At 73.8% G+C, this 22338-nt stretch carries 18 protein-coding genes; 8 read left to right on the top strand and 10 right to left on the bottom strand.

From position 1 onward, the window contains the following. The first annotated feature begins 68 nt into the window (after positions 1-68). Complete coding sequence (locus tag Ari01nite_RS11030) at positions 69-2270, top strand: N-acetylmuramoyl-L-alanine amidase (RefSeq protein WP_203781068.1); 2202 nt, start codon at positions 69-71, stop codon at positions 2268-2270. Positions 2271-2272: 2 nt separating this feature from the next. On the opposite strand, the gene Ari01nite_RS11025 is transcribed toward Ari01nite_RS11030, so the two are convergent. From Ari01nite_RS11025 to Ari01nite_RS10990, 8 genes are all read right to left on the bottom strand, one after another. Continuing rightward, a complete protein-coding gene (locus Ari01nite_RS11025) occupies positions 2273-4261 on the bottom strand; it encodes a response regulator (protein ID WP_203781067.1) in 1989 nt (662 codons plus the stop codon). Next, complete coding sequence (gene cheB / locus Ari01nite_RS11020) at positions 4258-5307, bottom strand: chemotaxis-specific protein-glutamate methyltransferase CheB (protein ID WP_203781066.1); 1050 nt, start codon at positions 5305-5307, stop codon at positions 4258-4260. The genes Ari01nite_RS11025 and cheB overlap by 4 nt, the downstream gene beginning before the upstream one ends. Beyond that, the gene (locus Ari01nite_RS11015; RefSeq protein WP_203781065.1) at positions 5307-7370 is read right to left on the bottom strand and encodes a hybrid sensor histidine kinase/response regulator; all 2064 of its coding nucleotides are present in this window, start codon (positions 7368-7370) and stop codon (positions 5307-5309) included. Before Ari01nite_RS11015 ends, cheB begins: the two co-directional genes overlap by 1 nt. Before the next feature lie 2 nt (positions 7371-7372). Next, positions 7373-8839, bottom strand: coding sequence for a methyl-accepting chemotaxis protein (locus Ari01nite_RS11010; protein WP_203781064.1), 1467 nt, complete (start codon positions 8837-8839; stop codon positions 7373-7375). Further along, positions 8839-9393 (bottom strand): chemotaxis protein CheW, encoded by a 555-nt coding sequence (locus Ari01nite_RS11005; RefSeq protein WP_239162651.1) that lies wholly within the window; start codon positions 9391-9393, stop codon positions 8839-8841. The genes Ari01nite_RS11010 and Ari01nite_RS11005 overlap by 1 nt, the downstream gene beginning before the upstream one ends. Continuing rightward, entirely contained in the window at positions 9390-10775 is a 1386-nt protein-coding gene (locus Ari01nite_RS11000) for a CheR family methyltransferase (RefSeq protein WP_239162650.1), read from the bottom strand. Before Ari01nite_RS11000 ends, Ari01nite_RS11005 begins: the two co-directional genes overlap by 4 nt. Then, complete coding sequence (locus Ari01nite_RS10995) at positions 10772-11257, bottom strand: chemotaxis protein CheW (RefSeq protein ID WP_203781063.1); 486 nt, start codon at positions 11255-11257, stop codon at positions 10772-10774. Before Ari01nite_RS10995 ends, Ari01nite_RS11000 begins: the two co-directional genes overlap by 4 nt. Before the next feature lie 82 nt (positions 11258-11339). Continuing rightward, positions 11340-13244 carry an acyltransferase family protein gene (locus Ari01nite_RS10990; RefSeq protein ID WP_203781062.1) on the bottom strand — a complete coding sequence of 635 codons (1905 nt, stop codon included), beginning with the start codon at positions 13242-13244 and terminating at the stop codon, positions 11340-11342. A 210-nt stretch (positions 13245-13454) separates the two neighbouring features. Here Ari01nite_RS10990 and Ari01nite_RS10985 point away from each other — a divergent pair, with 210 nt between their 5' ends. Then, complete coding sequence (locus tag Ari01nite_RS10985; protein WP_203781061.1) at positions 13455-14501, top strand: CAP domain-containing protein; 1047 nt, start codon at positions 13455-13457, stop codon at positions 14499-14501. 192 nt (positions 14502-14693) lie between these two features. Continuing rightward, on the top strand, positions 14694-15413 hold the full coding sequence (locus Ari01nite_RS10980; RefSeq protein WP_203781128.1) for a L,D-transpeptidase family protein: 720 nt from the start codon (positions 14694-14696) through the stop codon (positions 15411-15413). Between the two features lie 48 nt (positions 15414-15461). On the opposite strand, the gene Ari01nite_RS10975 is transcribed toward Ari01nite_RS10980, so the two are convergent. Then, positions 15462-15644 (bottom strand): hypothetical protein, encoded by a 183-nt coding sequence (locus tag Ari01nite_RS10975; RefSeq protein WP_203781060.1) that lies wholly within the window; start codon positions 15642-15644, stop codon positions 15462-15464. Positions 15645-15784: 140 nt separating this feature from the next. On the opposite strand from Ari01nite_RS10975, the gene Ari01nite_RS10970 reads away from it, so the two are divergent. The 5 genes from Ari01nite_RS10970 to Ari01nite_RS10950 are packed head-to-tail and all read left to right on the top strand — an operon-like array spanning position 15785 to position 20960. Beyond that, positions 15785-17176: an efflux RND transporter periplasmic adaptor subunit gene (locus tag Ari01nite_RS10970; protein WP_203781059.1), complete on the top strand. Its 1392-nt coding sequence runs from the start codon at positions 15785-15787 to the stop codon at positions 17174-17176. Beyond that, the gene (locus Ari01nite_RS10965; RefSeq protein WP_203781058.1) at positions 17173-17847 is read left to right on the top strand and encodes an ABC transporter ATP-binding protein; all 675 of its coding nucleotides are present in this window, start codon (positions 17173-17175) and stop codon (positions 17845-17847) included. Before Ari01nite_RS10970 ends, Ari01nite_RS10965 begins: the two co-directional genes overlap by 4 nt. Then, positions 17844-19028 carry an ABC transporter permease gene (locus Ari01nite_RS10960; RefSeq protein ID WP_203781057.1) on the top strand — a complete coding sequence of 395 codons (1185 nt, stop codon included), beginning with the start codon at positions 17844-17846 and terminating at the stop codon, positions 19026-19028. Before Ari01nite_RS10965 ends, Ari01nite_RS10960 begins: the two co-directional genes overlap by 4 nt. Then, on the top strand, positions 19029-19892 hold the full coding sequence (locus tag Ari01nite_RS10955) for an EamA family transporter (protein WP_239162648.1): 864 nt from the start codon (positions 19029-19031) through the stop codon (positions 19890-19892). It abuts the gene before it with no gap. Positions 19893-19904: 12 nt separating this feature from the next. Further along, complete coding sequence (locus Ari01nite_RS10950) at positions 19905-20960, top strand: GGDEF domain-containing protein (RefSeq protein ID WP_203781056.1); 1056 nt, start codon at positions 19905-19907, stop codon at positions 20958-20960. On the opposite strand, the gene Ari01nite_RS10945 is transcribed toward Ari01nite_RS10950, so the two are convergent. Continuing rightward, positions 20953-22338: tetratricopeptide repeat protein (locus Ari01nite_RS10945; RefSeq protein WP_498371175.1), on the bottom strand; the 1386-nt coding region annotated here is incomplete at its 5' end. The genes Ari01nite_RS10950 and Ari01nite_RS10945 overlap by 8 nt on opposite strands.

Genomic DNA, 22338 nt, shown 5'->3' with positions numbered 1-22338 from the left:
GCTACCCTTCGCGCGTCGATGAGGGGGTCGGTGTGCGGCGTCGGGCAGGAATCGGTCTGGGTGTGTCCGTGGCGGTGCTGTCCGCGGGCGGCGGGGTGGCCGTACTGGCCTGGCCCTCGACGGCGCCGGTGGCCCGGTTCGCCGAGGGTGCGGGCACCGTGGCGCCCGACCCGAACCCGCCGAAGCCGGCCGTGCGGGCGCGCCTCGACGTGGTCGACATCGCCCCGGCCGACCCGTCCGCCGCCGAACTCGACGTGCCGGAGCGCGACACCAAGCAGTTCAGCCTGCTCGGCATCACCTGGAACGACCCGAAGGCGGCGCCGGCCGGGACGGTGCAGGTGCGCACCCGCAGCGCCCGGACCGGCAAGTGGAGCGGCTGGCGCGACCTCGAAGCCGGCGAAGCGGGTTCGGACAGTGAGGGCGGCGGGCGGCGGCGCGGCGCCACCGAGCCGATGTGGGTGGGGCCGTCCGACGGGGTGTCCGCCCGGATCCAGGCGGGCGGTGCTGCCGAGCCGTTGCCGGCGGGGCTGCGGCTCGACCTGGTCGATCCGGGCCGGGCCGGCGGACGCGGCGGTGCCGAGCCGGATCCGGCCGCGTCGGACGAATCCCCCACGCCAGAAATATCCGAATCATCGGTCCCGGAGCCGGAGCCTTCCGACCCGGAGCCGCCGGTGGTGGAGACGACGACGCCGACCACGACGCCGACCACGGCGGCGCCCACCAGCATCGCTCCGACCACCGCGCTGCCCTCGCCGGACTCGACCGCGCCGCTGGTCACGCCGCTGCCGGCGTACACCACCCGGACACAGTGGTCGGCCGACGAGACCCTGGTTACCGACGCCATCACGGTGGCCGCCGAGGTCAAGGTGATCTTCGTGCACCACACGGCCGGGTCCAACGACTACGCCTGCGCCGACTCGCCGGCCATCGTGCGCGCGATCCAGAAGTACCACGTGAACAGCAACGGCTGGTCCGACATCGGCTACAACTTCCTGGTCGACAAGTGCGGCCGGCTGTTCGAGGGCCGGCGCGGCGGGGTCACCAAGGCGGTGGTCGGCGCGCACACGTACGCCTTCAACACGTTCTCGGCCGGCGTCGCGGTGCTCGGCGACTACACCAAGGCCCCGTCGGCCGCGGCGTTCGAGATGACCGTCGCCCAGCTGGCGGCGGCCCGGCTCGGCGCGTACGGCCACAACCCGGCCACCAGCACCCAGCTCAAGGCCGGCTCGGCGGGCCGGTTCGCGTCCGGCGAGACGGTCACCTTCCCGCGGATCTCCGGGCACCGTGACGGAGTGGCCACCGAGTGCCCGGGCGACAACCTGTACGCCCAGCTGCCGCTGGTCCGGGCCCGCGCGGTGAACGTGGTGTCCGGCCTGGCCGCGAAGCCGCTGACCGGTGGCACCCTGGCGAACGGCGTCTTCCACGTCCGGACGGTGGCCACGCTGAACTGGTCGGTGACCACGCCGTCGGCCAACCTGTCCCGGTTCGACCTGCTGCTGGACGGCAAGGTGGCCGGCACCGCGCCGGGCACCGCGCGTTCGGCCGCGGTAAAGGTGCCGGCCGGTGCGCACACCGTCGCGGTCCGGGCCGTGCACGTCTCGGGCGCCACCGGGACCACCGCGGCTGCCAAGGTGTTCGGCGACGCGACCGCGCCGACCTTCCCGGGTGCGCCCGCGGTGGTGCTGCGCGGCGGCACGTACTCCGCCACGTCGGTGCCGCTGACTGTGACCTTCCGGGCGGCCGACAACGTCAAGGTCTCCGCGCTGGCCGCCACCTCGCCGCGGGCCGCCGGGCTGGGCGCCACCGCGACCTCCTGGGCCACCACGGTGCGGCCCGGCCCGGCGCTGAACTACACGCTGGCCGCGCGGGACTGGGCCGGCAACGCGCGGACCGCGACGGTGCAACGCAAGGCGGTCCTGCCGGCCGAGACCGCCGCGAAGCGGTCCGGCACCTGGACGGCCAGGTCCGGGTCGTCCTATCTGGGCGGCAAGGCGCTGGCCGCGACGAAGAAGAACGCGAAGCTCACCTACACGTTCACCGGCCGGTCGGCGGCACTGCTGTTCTCCCGCGGCGCCAAGACCGGCAAGGCCGACATCTACCTGGACGGCAAGAAGGTGGCCACCGTCGACACCCGGCTGGGCAGCACCAAGTACCGGCAGGCGCTGTGGGTGCGGGCGCTGACTCCGGGCAAGCACACCGTGGCCGTGGTGGTGGCCGGCACCTCGGGCCGCCCGACCGTGGTCGCCGATGGGCTGGCGTACATCGGCTGAGGTCAGCCGTGGCGGCGGGGCTGGGTGCGGCGTTCACCGGTCACCGCCGCGGCGGACGGCAGCGTGAACCAGAAGGTGGCGCCGCGGCCGTCCTCGCCCTCGGCCCAGATCTCGCCGCCGTGCCGCTCCACCGCCCGGTGCACAGTGGTCAGCCCGATGCCGGTGCCCGGGAAGTCCTCGGCCTTGTGCAGCCGGGCGAACGGCCGGAACAGCTCGCCCGCCTTTCCGGCCGGGAAGCCGGCACCGTTGTCCCGGACGAAGTACCGCTCGGCGTCGTGTCCGATCTCCACGGTGGCGTGCTCGACCTTGCGGGTGAACTTGACCGCGTTGTTCACCAGGTTCTCCAGGATCACCTGGACCAGGCCCTCGTCGGCGTCGGCGGTCATCCCCTCGTGCACGGTGAACGCCACCTTGTGCTCCGGGTCGCGGGCCTCCACGTCGGCGATCACCTGCCAGGCCGTCGCGGTCAGGTCGAACGCGGTGCGGCGCAGCTGGCCGCGGCTGGCCCGGGCCAGGATCAGCAGCGACTCGACCAGGTCGGCCATCCGCACCGCGGCGGCCTGGATCCGGGCCAGCCGGCGGCGGGCCTCGACGCCCAGCGGCTCGTCCTCGTCGTCCAGCATCACCTCGGCGAAGCTGCTGATCACCTGGAGCGGGCCGCGCAGGTCGTGCGACACCGAGCCGGAGAACGCCTCCAGCTCCCGGTTGCGCCACTCCAGCTCCTCGACCAGGGCGGCCCGGGTCTCGGCCAGCTGGCGGGCGGAGCGTTCCTCGGCCGCGTCCAGCTCGCGGCGCATCAGCTCCTCGCGGATCCGGCGGCTCTCGTCGTGCGACTGCTTGCGCCGGATCTGGGTGCGCACGTGCGCCCGGAGCGCCTCGGCACCGGCACCCGAGCGCACGTAGTCGTCGGCGCCGGCGGCCAGGCAGGCCAGCATGTCGTCGTCGTTCTCGCCGGTCATCACCACCGGGGTCTCGCCGATCACCGGCACGTCCTTGATCCGGCGGCAGGCGTCCCGGCCCATGTCGCCGGACAGGCCCAGGCCCAGCACGATGCAGTCCACCGGCTGCTCGGCCAGCAGGTCGAGGGCGTCGCCGGTGTCGGCCACCGGCACCACGTCGTAGCCGTCATCGCGCAGCGACCCGGCCAGGTCGGCCAGCCGGTCCCGGTCCGGGGTGAGCGCCAGCACCTTGCTGGGCCCGTGCAGGCTGCCGGTCACCTCGATGGGCAGCTGCTCGGAGCTCTGCCGCAGCACCGCGTTGAGCTTGGCCGGCACGATCGCCAGGTTCTGCTGCTTGCGCACGAACGCGTCCGCGCCGGCGTCGAGCATCTGCAGTTCGGTGGCGTAGTCGTCGGCCGCGGTCATCAGGATGCACGGGATGTCGCGCAGCGCCGGGTCGAGCCGGACCCGGCGGATCACGGTGGCGCCGTCGATGCCCGGCATCACGCCGTCCACGATGATCGCCTGCGGCCGGCGGTCGGCGGCCGTGCGCAGGCCCTCCTCGCCGGACGGGGCGGTCAGCACCGCGTACCCCTCCGGCTCGAGCAGCTCGCGCAGCTGCTCGCGGAAGGTCATGCTGTCGTCGACCACCAGCACCGTGGTGCGGTTGTCGGTCCGGGTGGGCGGGTCGCCGAGCAGCTGCCGCACCCGGGCCACCACATAGCCGGCGTCGTACGGCTTGCCGACGTACTCGTCGGCGCCGGTGCGCAGACCGGCCAGCCGGTCGGCCACCTCGTCCTCCGAGGACAGCAGCACGATCGCCACCTCGGAGCGGTCCGGCGACTTGCGCAGCTCGGTGAGCAGGTCGAGACCGTCCGCGTCGGGCAGCAGCACGTCCAGCACGGCCGCGTCGAACTCGACGCCGGCGAACGCGGTGCGGGCCTCGGCGCCGGTCGCGCACAGGATGGTGACGAATCCGTCGGCGGCGAACGCGTCGTGCAGGTCCATCCGGACGGTGAGGCTGTCGTCCACGATCAGCACGCGATGGGTCACGGCGTGCTCCCCGCGGGCTGCATCTCCGTGAGCCGGGCGGCGATCCGGGCCGGCGGCAGCACGTACGAGGCCGCCCCGAGCAGCGCGGCCTCTCGCGGCATGCCGTAGACCACGCAGCTCGCCTCGTCCTGGGCGAAGGTGACCGCGCCGTGCGAGCGCATCCGCAGCAGCCCGTCGGCACCGTCCCGGCCCATCCCGGTCAGCAGGCAGCCGGCCGCCGCCGGGCCGTACCCGGTGGCGATCGAGTCGAACAGCACGTCCACCGACGGGCGGCAGGAGTGCCGCGGCGGCGCGTCGCTGAGCCGCAGCGCGCCGTCCCGGACCTGCAGGTGCCGGTCCGGCGGGGCGAGCAGCACCCGGCCGGCGGCCGCCTCGATCGGGGTCCAGTCCCGGGCGTAGCTGACGTCCCGCCCGGTCTGCCCGGCCAGCCAGTCCGAGAACGCCTCGGCGAACGGCTCGCTGGCCCCGATGTGCTGCACGCACAGCACCGGCGGCCGGAAGCCGAGCGGCAGCGTGCGCAGCAACTCGGTGAGCGCCCGCGGGCCGCCGGTGGAGGAGCCCACGGCCACCACCCGCAGCGGGTTGCCGGGCGCCGCGGACGGTACCGGCGGCGCGGCCCGGCGGGCACTCAGCCGGGCCCGCGGGTGGGTGATCACCCGGATCCGGGAGACCAGCCGCACCGCCTGCCGCAGCCGGCGGCCCCAGTCCGCGTCGGTGGCGTCGCCGCGCGGCTTCTCCATCACGTCCACGGCGCCGGCCGCCAGCGCGTTGTACGTGCTGAACAGCTCCTGCCGGTCGGCGGACGAGACCACCAGGATGGGCGTCGGGTGCTCGGCCATGATGTGCTCGGTGGCGACCAGGCCGCTCATGGTCGGCAGCATCATGTCCATGGTGACCACGTCGGGTCGCAGCCGGCCGACCATCTCGACCGCCTGACCACCGTCGGTGGCCTCGCCCACGACTTGGAGGTCGGGCTCGGCGGCGAGCGACTCGCGCAGGTGGTTGCGCATCGTCGCGGAGTCCTCGACCAGCAGCACACGGATCATCAGAGGATCAGCCTCCTGATGTGCGCGAGCAGTTCCTCCTGGTTGAACTCGCCCTTGACCACGTACGCGGACGCGCCGGCCTGCGCGCCGCGCTCGCGGTCCTCGGCGGTCGCCCGGGAGCTGACCAGGATGGCCGGCACGTGCGCCAGCGCCGGATCGGCCCGGGTGCGCCGGACGAACTCGAACCCGTTGATGCCGGGCATGTCGATGTCGGTGAGGAACAGGCCGTACTCGCGGGCCGCCGCCCGGTCCAGGCCCTCCTCGCCGGAGGCCGCCAGGTCCACCTCGTAGCCGGCCGACTCGAGGATGCTGCGCTCCAGCATCCGGGTGGTGAGCGAGTCGTCGACGACCAGAATGGGCAGCTTCGGCGCCGCCGCGGCCGGTGGGGTGACGGCCGTGGACAGGTCCCGGAGCGCCTCGGTGACCAGGCCGTGCGCGTCCAGCACCAGCCGCGGGTTGCCGTCCAGGTCGATGGCCACGCTGCCGATCACCGGTGCGGCCGGGGCCAGGTCGGGCAGCGGCCGGGCGACCAGCGTGGTGGTGCCGGCCAGCCGGTCCACGCCGATCGCCACGGTCTGGTCGTCGGCGGAGAGCACGACGGCCACCCCGGCGCCGGTCACGTCCGGCACCGCGGCGCCCGCGTACAGCGCCCGGGCCAGCGGCAGGAACGGCACCACCTCGCCGTCGTGCGCGAGCCGGCCGTTGGCGGTCGCGGCGGCCGCGTCCCGGTCCGGCAGCCGTACACAGCGGCGCACCGCGTCCAGCGGCATGGTGACCACCGTCCCGCCGGCCTCGACGATCAGCCCGTTCATGCTGAGCAGGGTGAGCGGCACGGACAGTTCCACGGTGGCGCCCTGGCCGGGCCGGTTGCGTACCGACACCGTGCCGTGCAACTGCTGGGCCACGTCCCGGGCCACGTCCATCCCGATGCCGCGCCCGGCCACGTCGGTCACCGAGCCCGAGGTGCTGATCCCGCCGCGCAGCACCAGGTCGATGATCTGGTCCGGGGTGGCGTCCTGGCCGGCGGCGAGCAGGCCGCGGGCCTCGGCCACCCGGCGCAGCGCGGCCACGTCGAACCCGCGTCCGTCGTCGACGCAGCGGAACATCGCCCACCGGCCGCGCCGTTCCACCTCGACCTCGACGGTGCCCTCGGCCGGTTTGCCGGCGGTCAGCCGGTCCGCTTCCGACTCGATGCCGTGCACCACCGCGTTGCGCACCACGTGCAGGAAGGCGCCGCTGATCTGGTTGAGCAGCTGCGGGCCCATCCGGATCTCACCGCCCTGGCCACCGAACCGGACCCGCTTGCCCTCGGCCTCGGCCGCGTCGTGCACGGCCCGGTGCAGCGCCGTGAAGATGGTGCCGGCCGCTACCAGGCGCAGCCCTTCGGCCCGGCCGCGAATCTCGTCGAGCTCGCGTTCCACCTGGTCCACTGCGTCGGTGAGGCGGCGGCCCAGTGCGCCCAGGTCGGCGGCGAGCCGCTGCATCCCGGCCCGGGTGCCGGGGTCGCCGGCGTCCCGGCGGGTGCGCATCCGGTCGCTGATCGCCTCCACCCCGCGGTGCAGCCGGGCCAGCGTGCGGCTGCCGTCGCGCAGCGGCGCGATCCGGGCGCTGGCCTCGCCGATCGCGTCCAGCAGCTCGTCCAGGTCGGCGGTGGCGGCCCGGGGCGCCGGGGTGTCGTCCTCGATGGGGGTCTCGGGCGGCCGGGCGGCGGCCTCGGCAGCCGGCCGCACGGCTGGTGCCTCGGCCGGCTTCTCCAGCGCGGTGACGCAGCGGGCGATCTCGTCGTTGAGCCGCAGCAGCTCGCGCATCTCGTCGGCGGGCACCGGGTCGGCGCCGCCGCGGTGCGGCACCAGCACCTCTTCGAACTCGTGCGCGCGTTCGGCGATCTCCTGCTGCTTGACCACCCGGGCCGCGCCCTTGAGGGTGTGCGCGAAGCGCAGCAGCCGGGCCACCAGCTCCGGCCCGGGCTGCTGGTCCAGGTCGAGCACGGCGGCGCTGATCTGGTCGACCAGCTCGCGCGCCTCGATCCGGAAGTAGCGCAGCGGGTCCCGGACCTCGCCCATGGTCAGTGCCGCCCGGTGCCGACCAGGTCCAGCAGGTCGCCGGAGAGCGTGCTGAGGTGGGCTGCGGTCTGCTTGGTCTGCACCGCGCTGGCCTCGGTCTCGCGGCTGGCCCGGGCGGTGTCCGAGGCGGCCGAGTTGACCTGCTCGACCGCGGTGGTCTGCTGCTTGGTGGACAGCTCGATCTCCCGGGTGGCGTCGCTCGTGGTGGCCACCAGCTGGGCGATCCGGCGGAACGAGCTGGTCGCGTCGTCGAACTGCCGGGAGCCGGAGTCGACCGCCTTGGCGCCGATCTCGGTGGCCATCACGGTGGTGTTCACCGCGCCGCGGACGTCCTCGATCAGCGCCCGGATCTCCTTGGCCGACCCGGCGGTCCGGTCGGCCAGTTTGCGGATCTCCTCGGCCACCACGGCGAACCGGCGGCCCCACTCGCCGGCACCGCTCGCCTCGATGGTCGCGTTGATGGCCAGGATGTTGGTCTGCTCGGCCAGCTCGGAGACCAGGTCGACGACGCCACCGATCTGCTGCGACTTCTCGCCGAGCGCGAGCATGTGCTGCACGATCTGGTCGACCTGGGTGCGGATCGCGGTGATCGAGGCCCGGGTCTGATCGATGGTGGCGTCGCCGGTCCGGGCCGCCTCGGCGGTGTCCTCGGCGACCTTGGACACCCGCTGCGCGCTGTCCGCGATCTGCCGCGAGGTGATCAGCAGCTCGCTGATCGTCGTGGTGATCTCGCTCATCGCGCTGGCCTGGTCGCGCCCGCCGGACGCCTGCTGGGCCGCGGCCGCCTCGAGCTCGGCCGAGGAGCTCTGGATGTGGCCCACCGCGGCACCCACCTCGCGCTTGAGGTCGCGGCTCAGCCGCCAGGACACCGCGGCGGCACCGATGATCAACAGTGTGCCGATCCCGATGATCACCAGCATCGACAGGGTGGCCCGTTCCGAGGACTCCGTGCGAGTCTCGTCGACGGTGGTCCGCACGCCGTTGATCAGCGCGTCGAGGTCGCGCTGCAAAGCCTCCCGGGCGGGCCGGAGCGTGCCGCCGGAAAGGTCCGGAACCTGGTTGAGGTCCGTGATCGTCCGGCGCTTCTCCATCACCGGGTCGAGTACGGCGGCATGCTTCACCTCGGATGCCTGCACGGCGTCCAGCAGTTCGAGGTTGCGAGGATCCTCCAGCATGCCGCGCAGCGCGGTCACCTGGTCGAGGAATTCGGTCCGGGCCTTGGTGGCCGCGTCGAACCACTCGTCGCTGCCGGAGAGCAGGTACGCGCGGTAGTCGCCGATCCGCCGTTCCATGATTGCGCTGAGCATCTCGGCGCCGACCAGCCCTTGGCTGGCCGAGTGGATCACCTTGTCCTTGGTGATCAGCACGTAGCGCAGGGCCAGCACCGAGGTGGCGGTCATCAGCAGGGTGAGCGCGAGGGTGAGGCCGAAGCCGGCCGCTAGCTTGGTGCCGAAAGTGCGTCCCGCCATCATGGCGCGGCCTCCTCGTCGGTGAGTGGGGTGTGCCCGGCCAGGGTGTGCACGGCGGCCCGGGCGGCCGGCACGTCGAAGATCGGCCGGACCCCGCCGGGCAGCGTGACCATGCCGCGCAGGCAGCCCTTGCGACCGTCGCCGGCGGCCTCCGCCACGATCGCGTCGGCCGGCACCCGGACGTGACCGTCCAGCTCGTGGAAGGCGAGCCCGAGCGGCGGCGTGCCGGTGGCCAGCACCAGCCAGCGGGGCTTCTCCGGCAGCGGGTGGCCGAGCAGGGCGGCCAGGTCGAAGACCGGCACCACGGTGCCGGCGAACCCGGCCAGACCGAGCAGTGCGGCCAGCGGTCCGGGCAGCGGGGTGATCGGGCGGTCCGGGTGCAGGCCGGAGGTCTGCGAGAGGCGGAGGGCGTACGGGCGGTCGCCGGCCCGGATCGACAGCAACTCGACGTGTTCCTCGTCGTGCCGCCGGACCGGCTCGGCGAACGATCCGTCGAACTCCCCGCGCAGCCACTCGATCCGGGACGCTACGGTGCCCTCCATCGCCGGGCTCATCGCGACGCTCCGCACGCCTCGAGCTCGGACCGGCATAGCACGGTCAGCGCGATCCGCCCGAACCCGCCGCCGAACAGGGCGATCCGGTCGTCCTGCTCACCGGCCAGCAGGTCGAGGGCCTGCTCCAGTTCGCGGGCGCCGTCCCCGTCGTTGCCGCGGCGCCGGGCGAGCTGGCCGAGTCGCAGCCGGGCCAGAGCAAAACCCGGGTCCAGGTACGCGGCCAGCCGGTACTGGGCGACCGCCTCGCCGGGCGAGTTGACCCCCTCGAGGCAGAGCCCCAGCAACTGGTGCGCGTCCGCGTTGAGGCCGTCGTCGTCGATCAGCCGGCGGGCCGTCTCGGTGGCCTCGGGGAGCCGGCCGGCCTGGGCCAGCAGCACCCCGTGCAGCAACCGGTCCCGGGCCCGGGCGGGGGGTCGCTCGGCGATCAGCGCCAGTGCGTCGGCGAACTGCTCGTCGCGCAACATCGACAGGGCGCGGTGGTACGCATCCTCGTCGGTGAATGCCGAGCCGGTGGCGGCGGTGCCAGGTGCGGGACCGGGCCGCTGCGCCGGCGGTGTACCGCCGGCGCCGCCGCGACGGTAGTAGAACGCGTTGTGGGTGTGCCGCAGTTCCAGTCCGGCCGCGCCGGTGCCGAGCGAGTCGGTGTGCCCGAGGAACAGGTAACCGCCCGGCGCGAGCGCACCGGCCATCCGGGCGACCAGGGCGGACACCACCGGCGGGGTCAGGTACATCAGCAGGTTCCGGCAGAAGATGACGTCGTACTGGTCCGGCCGCCAGAGGCCCTCGTCCGGGTCGGCGACGTTGTACCGCCGGAACTGCACCATGGCCCGCACCTCGTCGGCCACCGCGTAACCCTCGGCGTCCGGCGTGAACCAGCGGCGCCGTACCGGGTCCGGGGTCTCGCGCAGCGACCAGGCCGTGTACCGGCCGGCCCCGGCGCGAGCCAGCATCGCCGGGTTGGCGTCGATGCCGATCACGTCGATGATCCAGTCCGGGTCCGGCCGCACCTGCCGCCCGGTGATCGCCAGGCTGTACGCCTCCTCGCCGGACGAGCAGGCCACCGACAGCATGCGCAGCACCCGCTGGGCGGAGCGGACCGCGACCCGGTCCGGCAGGGCCTCCTCGCGCAGCGCCCGGAACTGCTCGCCATGCCGGAAGAAGTAGGTCTCGGTGATGCTGAGCCGCTCGATCAGCTCGTTGGTCTCGGTCGTCCATGGGCGGGCGGCCAGCTTGTTGAGGTAGTCGCCGGGCGGCATCCCGGCCAGCGCGGAGCGCTCGGTCAACAGGTTGGCGAGCAGGTCGTAGTCGCGTTCGGCATAGGTCCAGCCGAACCGGCGGGCGAGCAACTCGCGGAATCGGGTGATCTCCGCCGCCCTGGTCACGACACGACCGCGGCAGCCGCCGCTTCCCAGACCTCGTCCGGCACCGCACGCATGCTCTGCAACAGCAGCAGCGGTTCCGCGCCGATCGTGCCGACGCCGGCCACCAGGTGGCTGGACCGGGCGCCGAGCAGGGCCGGGTGCCCGCCGGCCACGTTGGTGTCGACGTCGCGGATGCCGAGGATCTGACCGGTGGCCAGGGCGACGGCGCCGCGCTCGGTGCGGACGGCCACGTACCGCTCCGCCTCGATCTGCCCGCCGCCGAGCAGCCGGGCCACGTCGATCACCGGGGTGGGCACGCCGCGCAGCACGCTGATCCCGCGTACGAAGGCCGGCGTCCCGGCCAGCGGCTGCGTGTCGAGCGGCCGGAGTGTCTCGATCACCTCGTCCAGCCGCAACGCACACAGCAGCTGACCGGCGCGGAAGACCAGCGCGGCCATGACAGCCTCGCCGTAGTCCGTGGACGCTTGTCCGTATTGCCGCACTCGCTCAGGTTAGCGAGCTTTCATCCGAGTAAGGCGAGCTTTCCTCGCACAATTTCGGGTCTGCCCGGCTCACCGGCCCGGCTCACCGGCCCGGTTCGTCGCCCGGCTGCCCGGACCGGAACCAGTCCAGCCGCTCCACGGACCCGTCCGGCGGCCCGTCCGGCAGCACCCGCCCGCCGGGGTCGAGCAGTTCCCCGCTGAGCGGCTCGGCACTCCGCGCCATCGGCGGCCAGGCGGGCCGCACGCCGCCGTCCGGCCCTCCGCCGGCCGTCGGCGCCCCGGCGAGCGGCGCCCCGGCGGGGGGCCGGACGTCGCCGGGCATCGCACCGCGGGGCCACGCCGCGATGGTCGGGTCGCTGTCCGGCCAGTTCGCCAACCCGGCCATGGTGGGCTCGTCGCAGGGCCAGCCCGCCAGCGGCAGCCCGCCGCCCGCCGGCCCGCCGTGCGGCCGTCCCGCGCGCGGCATCCCGTCACCGGGCGGGCCGCCCGTCGTCAGCACCCCGTGGCCGGGCCGGTCGGCCGGCGAGGTGTCCGCGGGACGGGCCACCGTCAGGGAGCCGTCGTCCGGCAGGCCGAGGTCGAGGCGGCCCTCGCCGTGTGCCTCCCGGGAGTGCCGGCCCACCCGGGCGCCGGCCGGGGTGGGTACGGCCGGGGTGGGATCGGCCAGGGTGGGATCGGCCAGGGTGGGATCGGCCAGGGTGGGATCGGCCGGGGTGGGATCGGCCGGAGTGGGATCGGCCAGGGTGGGATCGGCCGGGCCGGGGCCGGGCGCGGGTCGCGGGGTCGGTGGGATCGCCATCAGCCGCCGGGTGGTGGCCGGGGCGGGGAAGTCGACCGCCTTCGGTTCGGCGCCTTGGGTGGGGTCGGGCTGGGTGGGATCGGGCTGGGTGGGGTCGGGCTGGGCGGGGTCGGGTTGGGCGGGCTGCGGCGGGTCCGCGGGTGGGCGGGGGCCGCCGGTCGGCCACAGCCGCGGCGGGCGCTTCGCGGCCAGGTCCTCGGCCCAGCCGAAGGCCACCACCGCCAGCGCGGTCAGCAGGAGCGCCACGGCCAGGTCGACCGCGGCCTCCGCCTCGCCGGCCAGGTCGTCCAGCGCCACCAGGGTGAGCGCCGGCCAGACCGCGGCGATGGCGATGTTGTGCCACAGGTACACGGTGACCGCGCGGGCGTTGAGCAGGTTCACCGTGCCGTCCAACGGGCGGGTCCGGGCCAGCCAGCCCATCGGCGGCTGCCAGCGCAGGGCGAGCAGCACGAACGCGAGCGACCAGAGCGCCTGCGACTCGGACACCTCGTTCAGGTCCCAGCGTTCTTCGCCCTGGTGTCCGTTGAGCCAGTAGAGCGCCAGGCCACCCATGACGGCCGCCGCGGCGATGACCAGCCACGGTTTGACCCGGGCCAGCCGGCCGTCGTGGTGGGCAAAACCGGCAATCCAGCAGGCGCCGTACGTGACGAAGTCCCACAGCGCGGCATCGGCGGTCTCGGGCAGGCTGAACCCGGTCACGTCCAGCGCGGCCAGCAGCCCGATCGGCGCGGCGACGGCCAGCCAGCCGATCCGCTGGTAGAGCGCGTACAGGACCGGCGAGAGCAGGACGAACCAGAGGTAGGCCCGCACGTACCAGAGCGGCTCCCAGACGTCGACGCCCAGATCGCTGCCGGGCGGGTCGCCGAGCGGCAGCAGCCAGAACGCGAGACCCGGCAGGCCGAACGGGTGCGCGCCGTCGGTTTCCCGGGCCCAGCCCGCGACCAGCATCACGGGTACGGCGATGAGGCCGAGCAACCACAGCGGCGGCAGCAGCCGGCGCAGTCGCGAGGTGACGACCTGCCCGGCCGCGCGCTTGTCCAGCGAGGCCGCGGTCAGCGAGCCGGCCAGCGCGAACATGATGCCCATGGCGGGCAGCACGATGGACAGCCAGGGCCAGCCGAACAGGTGGTACACGACCACCCGGACGATCGCGGCGGCTCGGAGCAGGTCCAGGTAGCGGTTTCGCACCGGGGAAAGGTAGCCACCGGGCCCGCCGGGCGGGACCGTCCGGGCGGTCGGCAAGAACGCCTCGCAGGCTTAACCCGAAGGGGTGAACTGTCCGAATTGTCTGTGCGGTTGTGCGACATCCGTGGTGACCGTGGCCGCTTTGTGACGTTGACCCATGGCATGGGGCGCCCGGAGCGGCCGGGTGCCAGTGATCGATGGGAATTGAGGGGTATGCGGAAGCGTCTGGTGGTGGTCGGTGCGGCGGCGTCGGCGATGCTGCTCGGGGGTGTCCTGGTAGCGACGGCGGCGGGCGCCGAGGAGACGCCGGACGTGCCCGGTATGCCCGGCTGGAGCATGCCCGACCTGTCCAGCCTGTTCGGCGGTGACCCGGCGTCCGACGTGGACGCGCACGACAGTTCCGGCTCGTCCGACTTCGCCCACCGCTGGGACGCGCCGGGGTGGGCCGGACCGGGCGGGGACGGCAACAGCGGCGATCTGCCGGGCTGGCACGCGGGCGGCGGCCACAATGCCGGCGCGCCCGCGGGCGGCGGGCACGGCACCCGCGCGCACGGCGACGGGCAGGCACCGGGCGCGAAGGCGCCGGCCGGAACACAGGGGACCGGAACGCAGGGGAACCGTGGCAATGCCCCGGGTGCGCACGGCCCCGGCGGGGATTCGTCGGCCCGGGGCACATCGGACCTGGCCGGCAACGCGCGTCCCGGCCACCAGGCTGGGTCCGTACCGCAAAAACCGGCGCTGCAGCGCCCGGACCGCGACGACACCGCCGACCGCCCGGACCGGCCCGCCGCCGGACAACGCTCCACCGCCGGCCTGTTCGCCGCGGCCCGGCGCGGGGTGACCGCGGCCGACATGTCCCACAGCCCGTGGGCGCCCGTGCAGCAGCAGGTGCTGGCCCTGGTCAACGAGAACCGGCGGCGGGGCGGGTGCGACAGCCTCTCGCTGGACCGCCGGCTGATCGACGCCGCCAACGAGCACGCGGCGGACATGGCCCGGCGCCGCTACTTCGCGCACAGTTCGCCCAACGGCGACGGCGCGGGGGAGCGGGTGCGCGAGGCCGGCTACCGGTGGAAGCGGTACGGCGAGAACATCGCCCGCGGTGCCGACAGCGCCTACGAGGTGGTGGACGGCTGGATGAACAGCCCGTCGCACCGGGAGAACATCCTGGACTGTCGCCTGCACGAGATGGGCGTCGGCCTCGCGATCGGCGGCGGCGACGGCCCGTACTGGGTCCAGGACTTCGCCACCCCCATGTCGTAACCCCGATGTCGTAAACATGGCGTAAAACGGTCAACTCCCCAGGAGACGCGCCGATTCGCATCCCAGGTTCGCGCCACGGTCGTTCCGCGACCGCCGTCGCGGGCGTGGCTGTGCTTCGATGTGCGCACACATCTCCTGGGGAGGACGATTTTGGGAGTGAGACGGGTGACCACCCGTCTCACCGGTGTCGCGATGGCGACGCTGGTGGGCGGTGGTCTGGGCGCCATAGCACTGACGCCTGCGGGCGCCGGTGCCGCGGTGCGAACCCCGGTGTCCACGGTCGCGACCACCGCGGTGGTCACGAAGGCGGCGGCCGCGGGTTGCGCTACCGGCAAATACCAGAAGCAGGTCGAGGGCTACCTCAAGAAGATCGGCGGGTACGGCACCGTCAAGGTCGACGGCAAGCAGTCGGCTGCCGACTGCGCGGCGATCAAGAAGTTCCAGACGCGGTTCGGCATCAAGCCGGCCGCCGGCCTGGCCGGTCCGACGACGTACGACGTGTCCAAGCGGCTCGCGTCGACCAAGACGTCGGCCTGCAAGGCCAAGAAGACGGGGATCACCTTCTGCATCGACCTCACCCACCAGACCACGTGGGTGATGAAGAACGGCAAGGTGCACCTCAAGCCGACGGTCACCCGGACCGGGATGAAGGGCTACCGCACCCCGGCCGGCACCTTCAAGATCAATAAGCGTACGAAGAAGGAGTGGTCGAACCCGTACGAGGTCTGGCTGCCCTACTGGCAGCGGTTCATCGGCGGGCGCGGTTTCCACGAGACCACCACCTACCTGCACGACAAGTGGCGGGGCTCGCACGGCTGCGTCAACCTGCTGAAGGCCGACGCCAAGGCGTACTGGAATCTCGGCAAGATCGGCTCGACGGTGAAGGTCATCGGGCGCCGTCCCGGCACCTGATCCGTTCAGCGCCCGGTGCTCGTCACGAGCCCGGGCGCTGTGTCGGTCTCAGGCCGCCGCGCGCAGCCGGCGCACGTGCGTGGTCAGCACATCGTGGCGCGGGAAGTGCCGTTCGCTGCCGCACGCGGTCACCAGGCTTAACCCCTCGCGGCTCAGCGTGTATGTCACGTCGCGGAACCGGCTGACCGAGTCGTCGTGGTGCACCACGGTCAGCTCATCGGCTTGCTGCATTGCTCACTCACGTCCTTCGGGTCACCTGTGCCACATCTGTCACGTGGGGAACCGCGGGGACGGTTCACCCAGGGTGAACGACCGGGTCAAGCCCGGTACCACTGACGCGCGCCGATGACGGATACCCGACCCGGCATAGAGTGGCCAGCGTGTCCAGCGATGTACCGCGGCCCGACGGCCGATCCCTCCGCGCCCGGCCCCGGCCGGGCGTCCTCGCGCTCGCCCTCGTCACGCTGGTCTCGCTGACCGCGGCGTCCTGCGGCGACGAGGACACCGGCGTCACCGTGGGCCAGGCCGGCCGGGGCACGGTCGACGAGATCGTCGAGGCGCCCGGCTCGGTCACCGCCCGGGCCGCCGCCACGGTCAGCGCACCGGCCGCCGGCACCCTCGACGAGCTGCTGGTCGAGCCGGGCGACCGGGTCAGCAAGGGCCAGGTGGTCGGCGTGCTCGACGCGCCCGAGCTGGAGGACCGCCGGCGCGCCGCCGAGAAGGCGCTGGACCAGGCCTCGCGGGGCGGCACGCCGAGCGTCGGCACCTCCGGTTTCACGGCCGTCCAGCGGCGCACCGACAAGCGGGCGGCCGCCGCGTTCGACGACGCCCGGGACGCGGCCGACAAGATCACCGACGAGCAGCTGCGCGGCGTACTGCTCAAGCAGGTCGACGCGGCGCAGGAGCAGTACGCGGCGGCCTCGGCGGCGGCCGGCGCGGCGCTGCGCTCGGTGCAGCGCGGCGTGGCCTCGCTCGGCCAGGCGCTCGGCTCGCTGTCGGCCGCACAGAAACTCCAGGCCCAGCAGGCGTACGACCTGGCCGACGCGGCCGTCGAGGCGCTGACCCTGCGCGCACCGGTGGCCGGCGTGGTCCAGTTGGGCGGCCCGGCGACCGGTGGCAGCAGTTCGCTGAACGACCTGCTGTCCGGCGCCGGTGGACCGGCCGCGGCCGCTCCGCAGTCCGCGGGCGGTGGCTCCGGGCTGCCCGGCGTCGACACCGCGGTGCCGCGCGGCGCCTTCGTGGCGGCCGGCACCCCGATCCTCACCGTGGTCGACGTGACCCGGCTGGGTCTGACCGCCGAGGTGGACGAGACCGACGTGCTGCTGGTCGAGCCGGGCGTGGCGGCCACCGTGGAGCTCGACGCGGCCACCGGCGCCGCCTACGAGGCCACCGTGCGGGCCGTCGACCTGCTGCCCACCACCTCGGCGCGGGGCGGCGTCTCCTACCGGGTGCGGCTCGACCTGGCCGGCGGCAAACTCGACGACGGCACCGCGGCACCCACCCCGCGGCCCGGGATGAGCGCCGTGGTGCGGCTCAAGGTCCGGCAGGCCGCCGACGCGGTCACGGTGCCGGCCTCGGCGGTCGTCAACTCCGCCGGACAGGACACCGTGTGGGCCGTCCAGAACGGCGAATACCGGCAGCTCCCGGTGCGGCTCGGGGTGCAGGGCGAGGACGTCGTACAGGTCACCTCCGGTCTTGATCCTGGACAGCGGATCGTGGTGGCCGGAGCCGACCGGGTGCGCGCCGGCGACAAGGCCTCATGACCGGCCCCGCGATTGTCGCGACCGACGTGACGCGCACGTACGAGCTTGACGGGGTCTCGGTGCCGGCGCTGCGCGGGGTGTCGCTCCGCATCGAATCCACCGACTACCTGGCCATCGTCGGCACCTCGGGGTCCGGCAAGTCGACCCTCATGCACCTGCTCGGCGGGCTCGACCGGCCGACCAGCGGCACCCTGCTGATCGGCGGCCGGGACGTGGCCACCCTCGGGCCGGCCGAGATGGCCCGGCTGCGCAACGAGACGATCGGCTTCGTGTTCCAGTCGTTCCACCTGCTGGCCCGCACCACGGCCCGGGACAACGTGGCGTTGCCGCTGGTCTATCGCGGGGTGGGCCGCCGGGAGCGCCGCGGCCGGGCCGCCGAGATGCTGGACCGGGTCGGGCTCGCGCACCGGCTCGACCACCGGCCCAACCAGATGTCCGGCGGCGAGCAGCAGCGGGTGGCGATCGCCCGGGCCCTGGTCACCGGGCCGTCGGTGCTGCTGGCCGACGAGCCTACCGGCAACCTCGACTCGGCCACCGGACAGTCGGTGCTCGCGCTGCTCGAGTCGCTCAACGCCGACGGCGTGGCGGTGGTCCTGGTGACGCACGACAAGGACGTGGCGGCGCGGGCGAGCCGCCAGATCGTGATGAAGGACGGTGTGATCGTCTCGTGAGGATCGCCGAGGCGTGGCGGGTCGCCGTCGACGCGCTGCGGGCCAACCGGCTGCGCAGCGTCCTCACCATGCTGGGGGTGGTGATCGGGGTCGGCGCGGTGGTGGCCCTGGTCGGCATCGGCACCGGCACCAAGCAGCAGATCGAGCAGCAGGTCGAAGGGCTGGGCTCGAACCTGCTCATCGTGGTGCCGGGCCGGCTCGACCCCGGCGCGGCCCCGGCCGCGTCCACGCTCACCATGGACGACGTCGACGCGGTCACCCGGGTGGTGGGAGACCGGTCCCGGGTGGCGGTCACGATCAGCTCTGGGGAGACCGTACGCGCGGGCTCGCGGTCCACGTTCGCGAGCATGCAGGGTGTCCTCGAGACGACCCCGTCGGTGTTCGTGCGCCGGCTCGACCGGGGCGCCTACCTCACGCGTACCGACGTCACCACCGGTCGCCGGGTCGCGGTGCTCGGCGCCGGTACCGCCCGCGACCTGTTCGGCGACCGCGACCCGATCGGGCGGCAGATCACCATCGGCGGCGTCCGGTTCCGGGTGATCGGCACGTTCGAGCAGCTCGGGCAGAGCCTCGGCGTGGACCGGGACGGCGAGGTACACGTACCGGTGACCGCGGCCCAGCGGCTGCTCGGCACCGAGCGGATCGACGGCCTGGCGATCCGGGCCCCCGACCGGGAACGCATCGACCAACTCGGCGCCGCGGTGGTCGACGCCCTGGTCAAGCGCCACCCGGACACCGACTTCAGCGCGGTGACCCAGGAGCAGATCCTCGGCGTTCTCGGCGACATCCTGGGCGTGCTGACCGGCGTGCTGGCCGCCATCGCCGGGATCAGCCTGCTGGTCGGCGGCGTCGGCGTGTCGAACATCATGCTGGTGTCGGTGCGTGAGCGGACCAAGGAGATCGGCCTGCGCAAGGCGGTCGGTGCCCGGCCGCGCGACATCGGCGTCCAGTTCCTGCTCGAGGCCGTCCTGCTGACCACCATCGGCGGCGTGCTCGGGATGGCCCTGGGCATCGCCTCGGCGCTGCTGGTCGACCGGCTCAGCCCGGTGCCGGCGGCGATCACCTGGTGGTCGCTGGCCCTCGCGTTCGGCGTCTCGGCGGCGGTCGGCATCATCTTCGGCGTGGTGCCCGCCCAGCGGGCCGGCCGGCTCGACCCGGTCGTGGCCCTGCGGACCGAATAGATGCCGGCACCCCTGATGGTGCTGGCCGCCATCGCCTCGGTGCAGGTCGGCAGCGCGGTGGCCCGCACCCTGTTCGACGACCTCGGCGCGTCCGGCATCACGCTGTTGCGGCTGCTGCTCGGCGGGCTGATCGTGGCCGTGGTCGCCCGCCCGGCGGTGCGCTCCTGGTCGCTCGCCGCCTGGCGGGCCGCGGCTCTGCTCGGGGTCGCCATGGCGGCCATGAACCTGACCTTCTACCTGTCGCTGCGGACCGTGCCGCTGGGCACCGCGGTCACCGTCGAGTTCCTCGGCCCGCTGCTGCTCGCCCTGGTGCAGACCCGGCGGCTGGCCGACCTGCTGTGGGCGCTGCTGGCCGGCGGCGGGGTGGCGCTGCTCGGCCTGGGCGGCGGCTCGGCTCCGGTGGGCGGGCTGGCGCTGGCCTTCCTGGCCGGGCTGTGCTGGGCGGCCTACATCGTGCTGAGCGCCCGGCTGGGCGGCCTGGTCCCGGGCACCGGCGGGCTGGCCGTGTCGCTGGCCGTCGCGTCGCTGCTGGTACTCCCGTTCGGCGCGGCGGGCGCGAGCGCGGTCGTCGAGCGGCCGGAACTGCTGCTGGGCGGCATCGCGGTGGCCGTGCTCTCGTCGGCTCTCCCGTACGGCCTCGAACTGAACGCCCTGCGCCGGATACCCACCCGCGTCTTCGGCATCCTGATGAGCCTCGAGCCGGCCGCCGCCGCGCTCGCCGGGCTGGTGGTGCTCGGCCAGCGCCTCGGCCCCGTCGAGATCGTCGCCCTGACGCTGGTCACCCTCGCCAGCGCCGGGATCACGCTGAGCCGCCGGAACCCCTCAGATGGCAGCGTCCGGGACCGAAGGGTTTTTCCGAATTGAGGAGGGTAAACGGTGCGGTATCAGCTGCGCGATCCGGCGGGTGCATCCCGCTCTGTCGCGTATCTGCTGATGGGTGCCGGTCCGTTCATGTTCGTCACCGGCATCGTGTTGCCGCCGGAACATCCCTCGATGGTCAGCGCGGCGATCTTCACCCTGCTCACGGTGATCCTGCTCGGCCTCGGCGTGCTGTGCCGCTGGCGCCCGGAGCGGATGCCGCACCTGTCCTGGCTGGTCGCGCCGTTCCTCGGTGCCGGCCTGGTGACCTCGCTCAACCTGGCCACCAGTGACGCCAGCACCGGCGCCCAGCTGTTCTATCTGTGGCCGGTGCTCTACGCCGCCAACTTCCTGAGCCGTACGGTCAACTACCTGAGCCTGCTGTGGGTCTCGGGCGGCAACGCGGCCGTGGTGTTCGGCGTCCTCGACGTCCACCAGGCGGTGTCCGACTGGGCGTCGCTCTCGGTGGCCATGACGCTCACCACGATCGTCGTGACGTCGCTGCGCAACCGCAACGAGAAACTCCGCGAGGTGCTGGAGAGGCAGGCGTACGCCGATCCGCTCACCGGCGTGGCCAACCGGCGCTCGTTCGACGGTGAGCTGGCCCGCGCGATCACCTGGGCGGACGGCGCCCAGCAGCCGGTCGCGCTGCTCACCCTCGACGTCGACTACTTCAAGAAGATCAACGACACCTGGGGACACGCGGTCGGCGACCAGGCCCTCCAGGCGGTCGCCGAGGCACTCCAGAAGATCGCCCACGGCCCCGAGGACGTGGTGGGCCGGCTCGGCGGCGACGAGTTCCTGGTGCTGCTGCGCACCGACCAGGCCGGCGCCCTCCGGGCCACCGAGGAACTGCGCGCCCTGGTCGCCGAGATCGACTCGCTGCCCTGCGGCCCGCCCGGCCTGAGCATCGGGGTGGCCGTGGCGCCCGAGCACGCCGCCACCACCGAGGAGCTGACGGCGGCCTCGGACGCGGCGCTCTACCAGGCCAAGGAGGGCGGCCGCGGCCGTACCGGGGTGGCCAGCCCACCGGCCGAGCGGCACAACGTCGACCAGTTGACCGCGCTCACCTGACGCCCGGTCGCACGATCCGCTGCTCGGCGGTGGTCTCGTCGAACGCGTCGCTGAGTTTCGGCTGCACCGGGGGCGGCGGGTCGGTGCCGAGGATCTCGTGGCTGTCCCGCGGGTACGGGCCCCAGCCGTCGCGCAGCACGTGGATGTAGACGGACTCGAGACACACCCCGATGCGCTCGGCCAGCTCCTGGTCGTCGGCGCGGCCCAGGCGTACCGCCCGGGCGAAGTGGTCCAGCGCCTCCATGTGCCGTCCCTGGTCGAAGCAGGACCGGCCGGCGTTCTCGTGCACCACGCTGCGCAGCGTCTCCGGCACGTTGGAGTCGGCCGCGCGGTAGAAGAGCCGGTCCGCCTCGGTGAAGTCACGCCGCAGCCGCAGAATGTGCGCCAGCTCCGCCTGCGCGATCACGATCGACTGCACGTGCCGCGCCGACTCGGCGTGCGCCAGAGCCAGCCGGCTGGCCGCCGCCGCCATGCCGAGCTCACCGAGCAGCCGGTAGACCTCGGCCCGCATGCTGAGCAGCCCCGCCTTGGCGACGTTGTCGACCTCCTCGGCGAGCGGCCCGTCGATCTTCTCACCGAGCGCCCGCAACGCCTCCTTGTCGTCCACCACCTCCCGCAGGGTGCCCCCGTCGAGCCGCCACCGGATAGCCTCGAGGTCGGCCGCCGACAGAGCGGCCGGGTGCTGCACGACCTCCTCGGCGGGCGGCTCCGGTTCTGCGGGCGTCTCGGCGGTCGCGGCCGTCTCGGTCGTTTCGGTCGTTTCCGGCGTCTCTGGCGTCTCTGGCGTTTCCGGCTCGTCGGCCTGCTCGCCCGTCGCCGGCTTGGCGAACCACATCCCGCCGAACTCGGTGTCCGCCGGCCGCCGCGACTCCTGCGCCGGCTCGGCGACGTCGAGCCGCCCGATCGGCCGCAGGTTGTGCAGGGTTCCATCCAGATCCATGTACGGGGCGGAGTGCGCGCCGGGCTTGCCCTCGCGGGTGCCGTCGTCCGCCCGCGCGGCAGTCTCGCCCCCGGCGTCCGGCGCTCCGTGGCGAGCCGGCCGGTCGGTCGCCGGGGCGGCCGACTCCGGTGTCGTGCCGTCCGCGGGCGGGCGCTGCATGGGAACCGCGATCCGCGAGCCCGGCTGCGCGGGGTCCGGCGCCGGGCCGGGTGCCTGCTGCGGCGCGTCGGAACCGGGCGGCGGCATCGGCATGGTGGCCCGGCCGACCGAACTCTGCTGCCCCTGCGGGTAGGGAAGCCCGGGCGGCGGGGGATAGGCAGCGGGCGCCGCGGGCGAGCCGGGGGCCGCGGTGCTGGGAGCGTAGGCGGCCGGCGCTTGCGGCTGACTCTGCGCGGGCGCCTGCCCCTGCGGCGCCTGGCCCTGGGCGGGCGCCTGCCC

Origin of the sequence: Paractinoplanes rishiriensis (assembly GCF_016862375.1) — a bacterium.
GTDB classification, from domain to species: Bacteria; Actinomycetota; Actinomycetes; order Mycobacteriales; family Micromonosporaceae; genus Actinoplanes; species Actinoplanes rishiriensis.
The sequence above is the reverse complement of the archived record's forward strand: the minus strand, read 5'-3'. Positions and strand labels throughout refer to the sequence as shown.

Excerpts from the sequence above, each read along its gene's own strand:
- Ari01nite_RS11015 (WP_203781065.1), bottom strand. The coding sequence starts at position 7,370 with ATGGGCGAGGTCCGGGACCCGCTGCGCTACTTCCGGATCGAGGCGCGC.
- Ari01nite_RS10965 (WP_203781058.1), top strand. The coding sequence starts at position 17,173 with ATGACCGGCCCCGCGATTGTCGCGACCGACGTGACGCGCACGTACGAG.
- Ari01nite_RS11005 (WP_239162651.1), bottom strand. The coding sequence starts at position 9,393 with ATGAGCCCGGCGATGGAGGGCACCGTAGCGTCCCGGATCGAGTGGCTG.
- Ari01nite_RS10975 (WP_203781060.1), bottom strand. The coding sequence starts at position 15,644 with ATGCAGCAAGCCGATGAGCTGACCGTGGTGCACCACGACGACTCGGTC.
- Ari01nite_RS10985 (WP_203781061.1), top strand. The coding sequence starts at position 13,455 with ATGCGGAAGCGTCTGGTGGTGGTCGGTGCGGCGGCGTCGGCGATGCTG.
- Ari01nite_RS11010 (WP_203781064.1), bottom strand. The coding sequence starts at position 8,839 with ATGGCGGGACGCACTTTCGGCACCAAGCTAGCGGCCGGCTTCGGCCTC.
- cheB (WP_203781066.1), bottom strand. The coding sequence starts at position 5,307 with ATGATCCGTGTGCTGCTGGTCGAGGACTCCGCGACGATGCGCAACCAC.
- Ari01nite_RS10955 (WP_239162648.1), top strand. The coding sequence starts at position 19,029 with ATGCCGGCACCCCTGATGGTGCTGGCCGCCATCGCCTCGGTGCAGGTC.
- Ari01nite_RS10980 (WP_203781128.1), top strand. The coding sequence starts at position 14,694 with ATGGCGACGCTGGTGGGCGGTGGTCTGGGCGCCATAGCACTGACGCCT.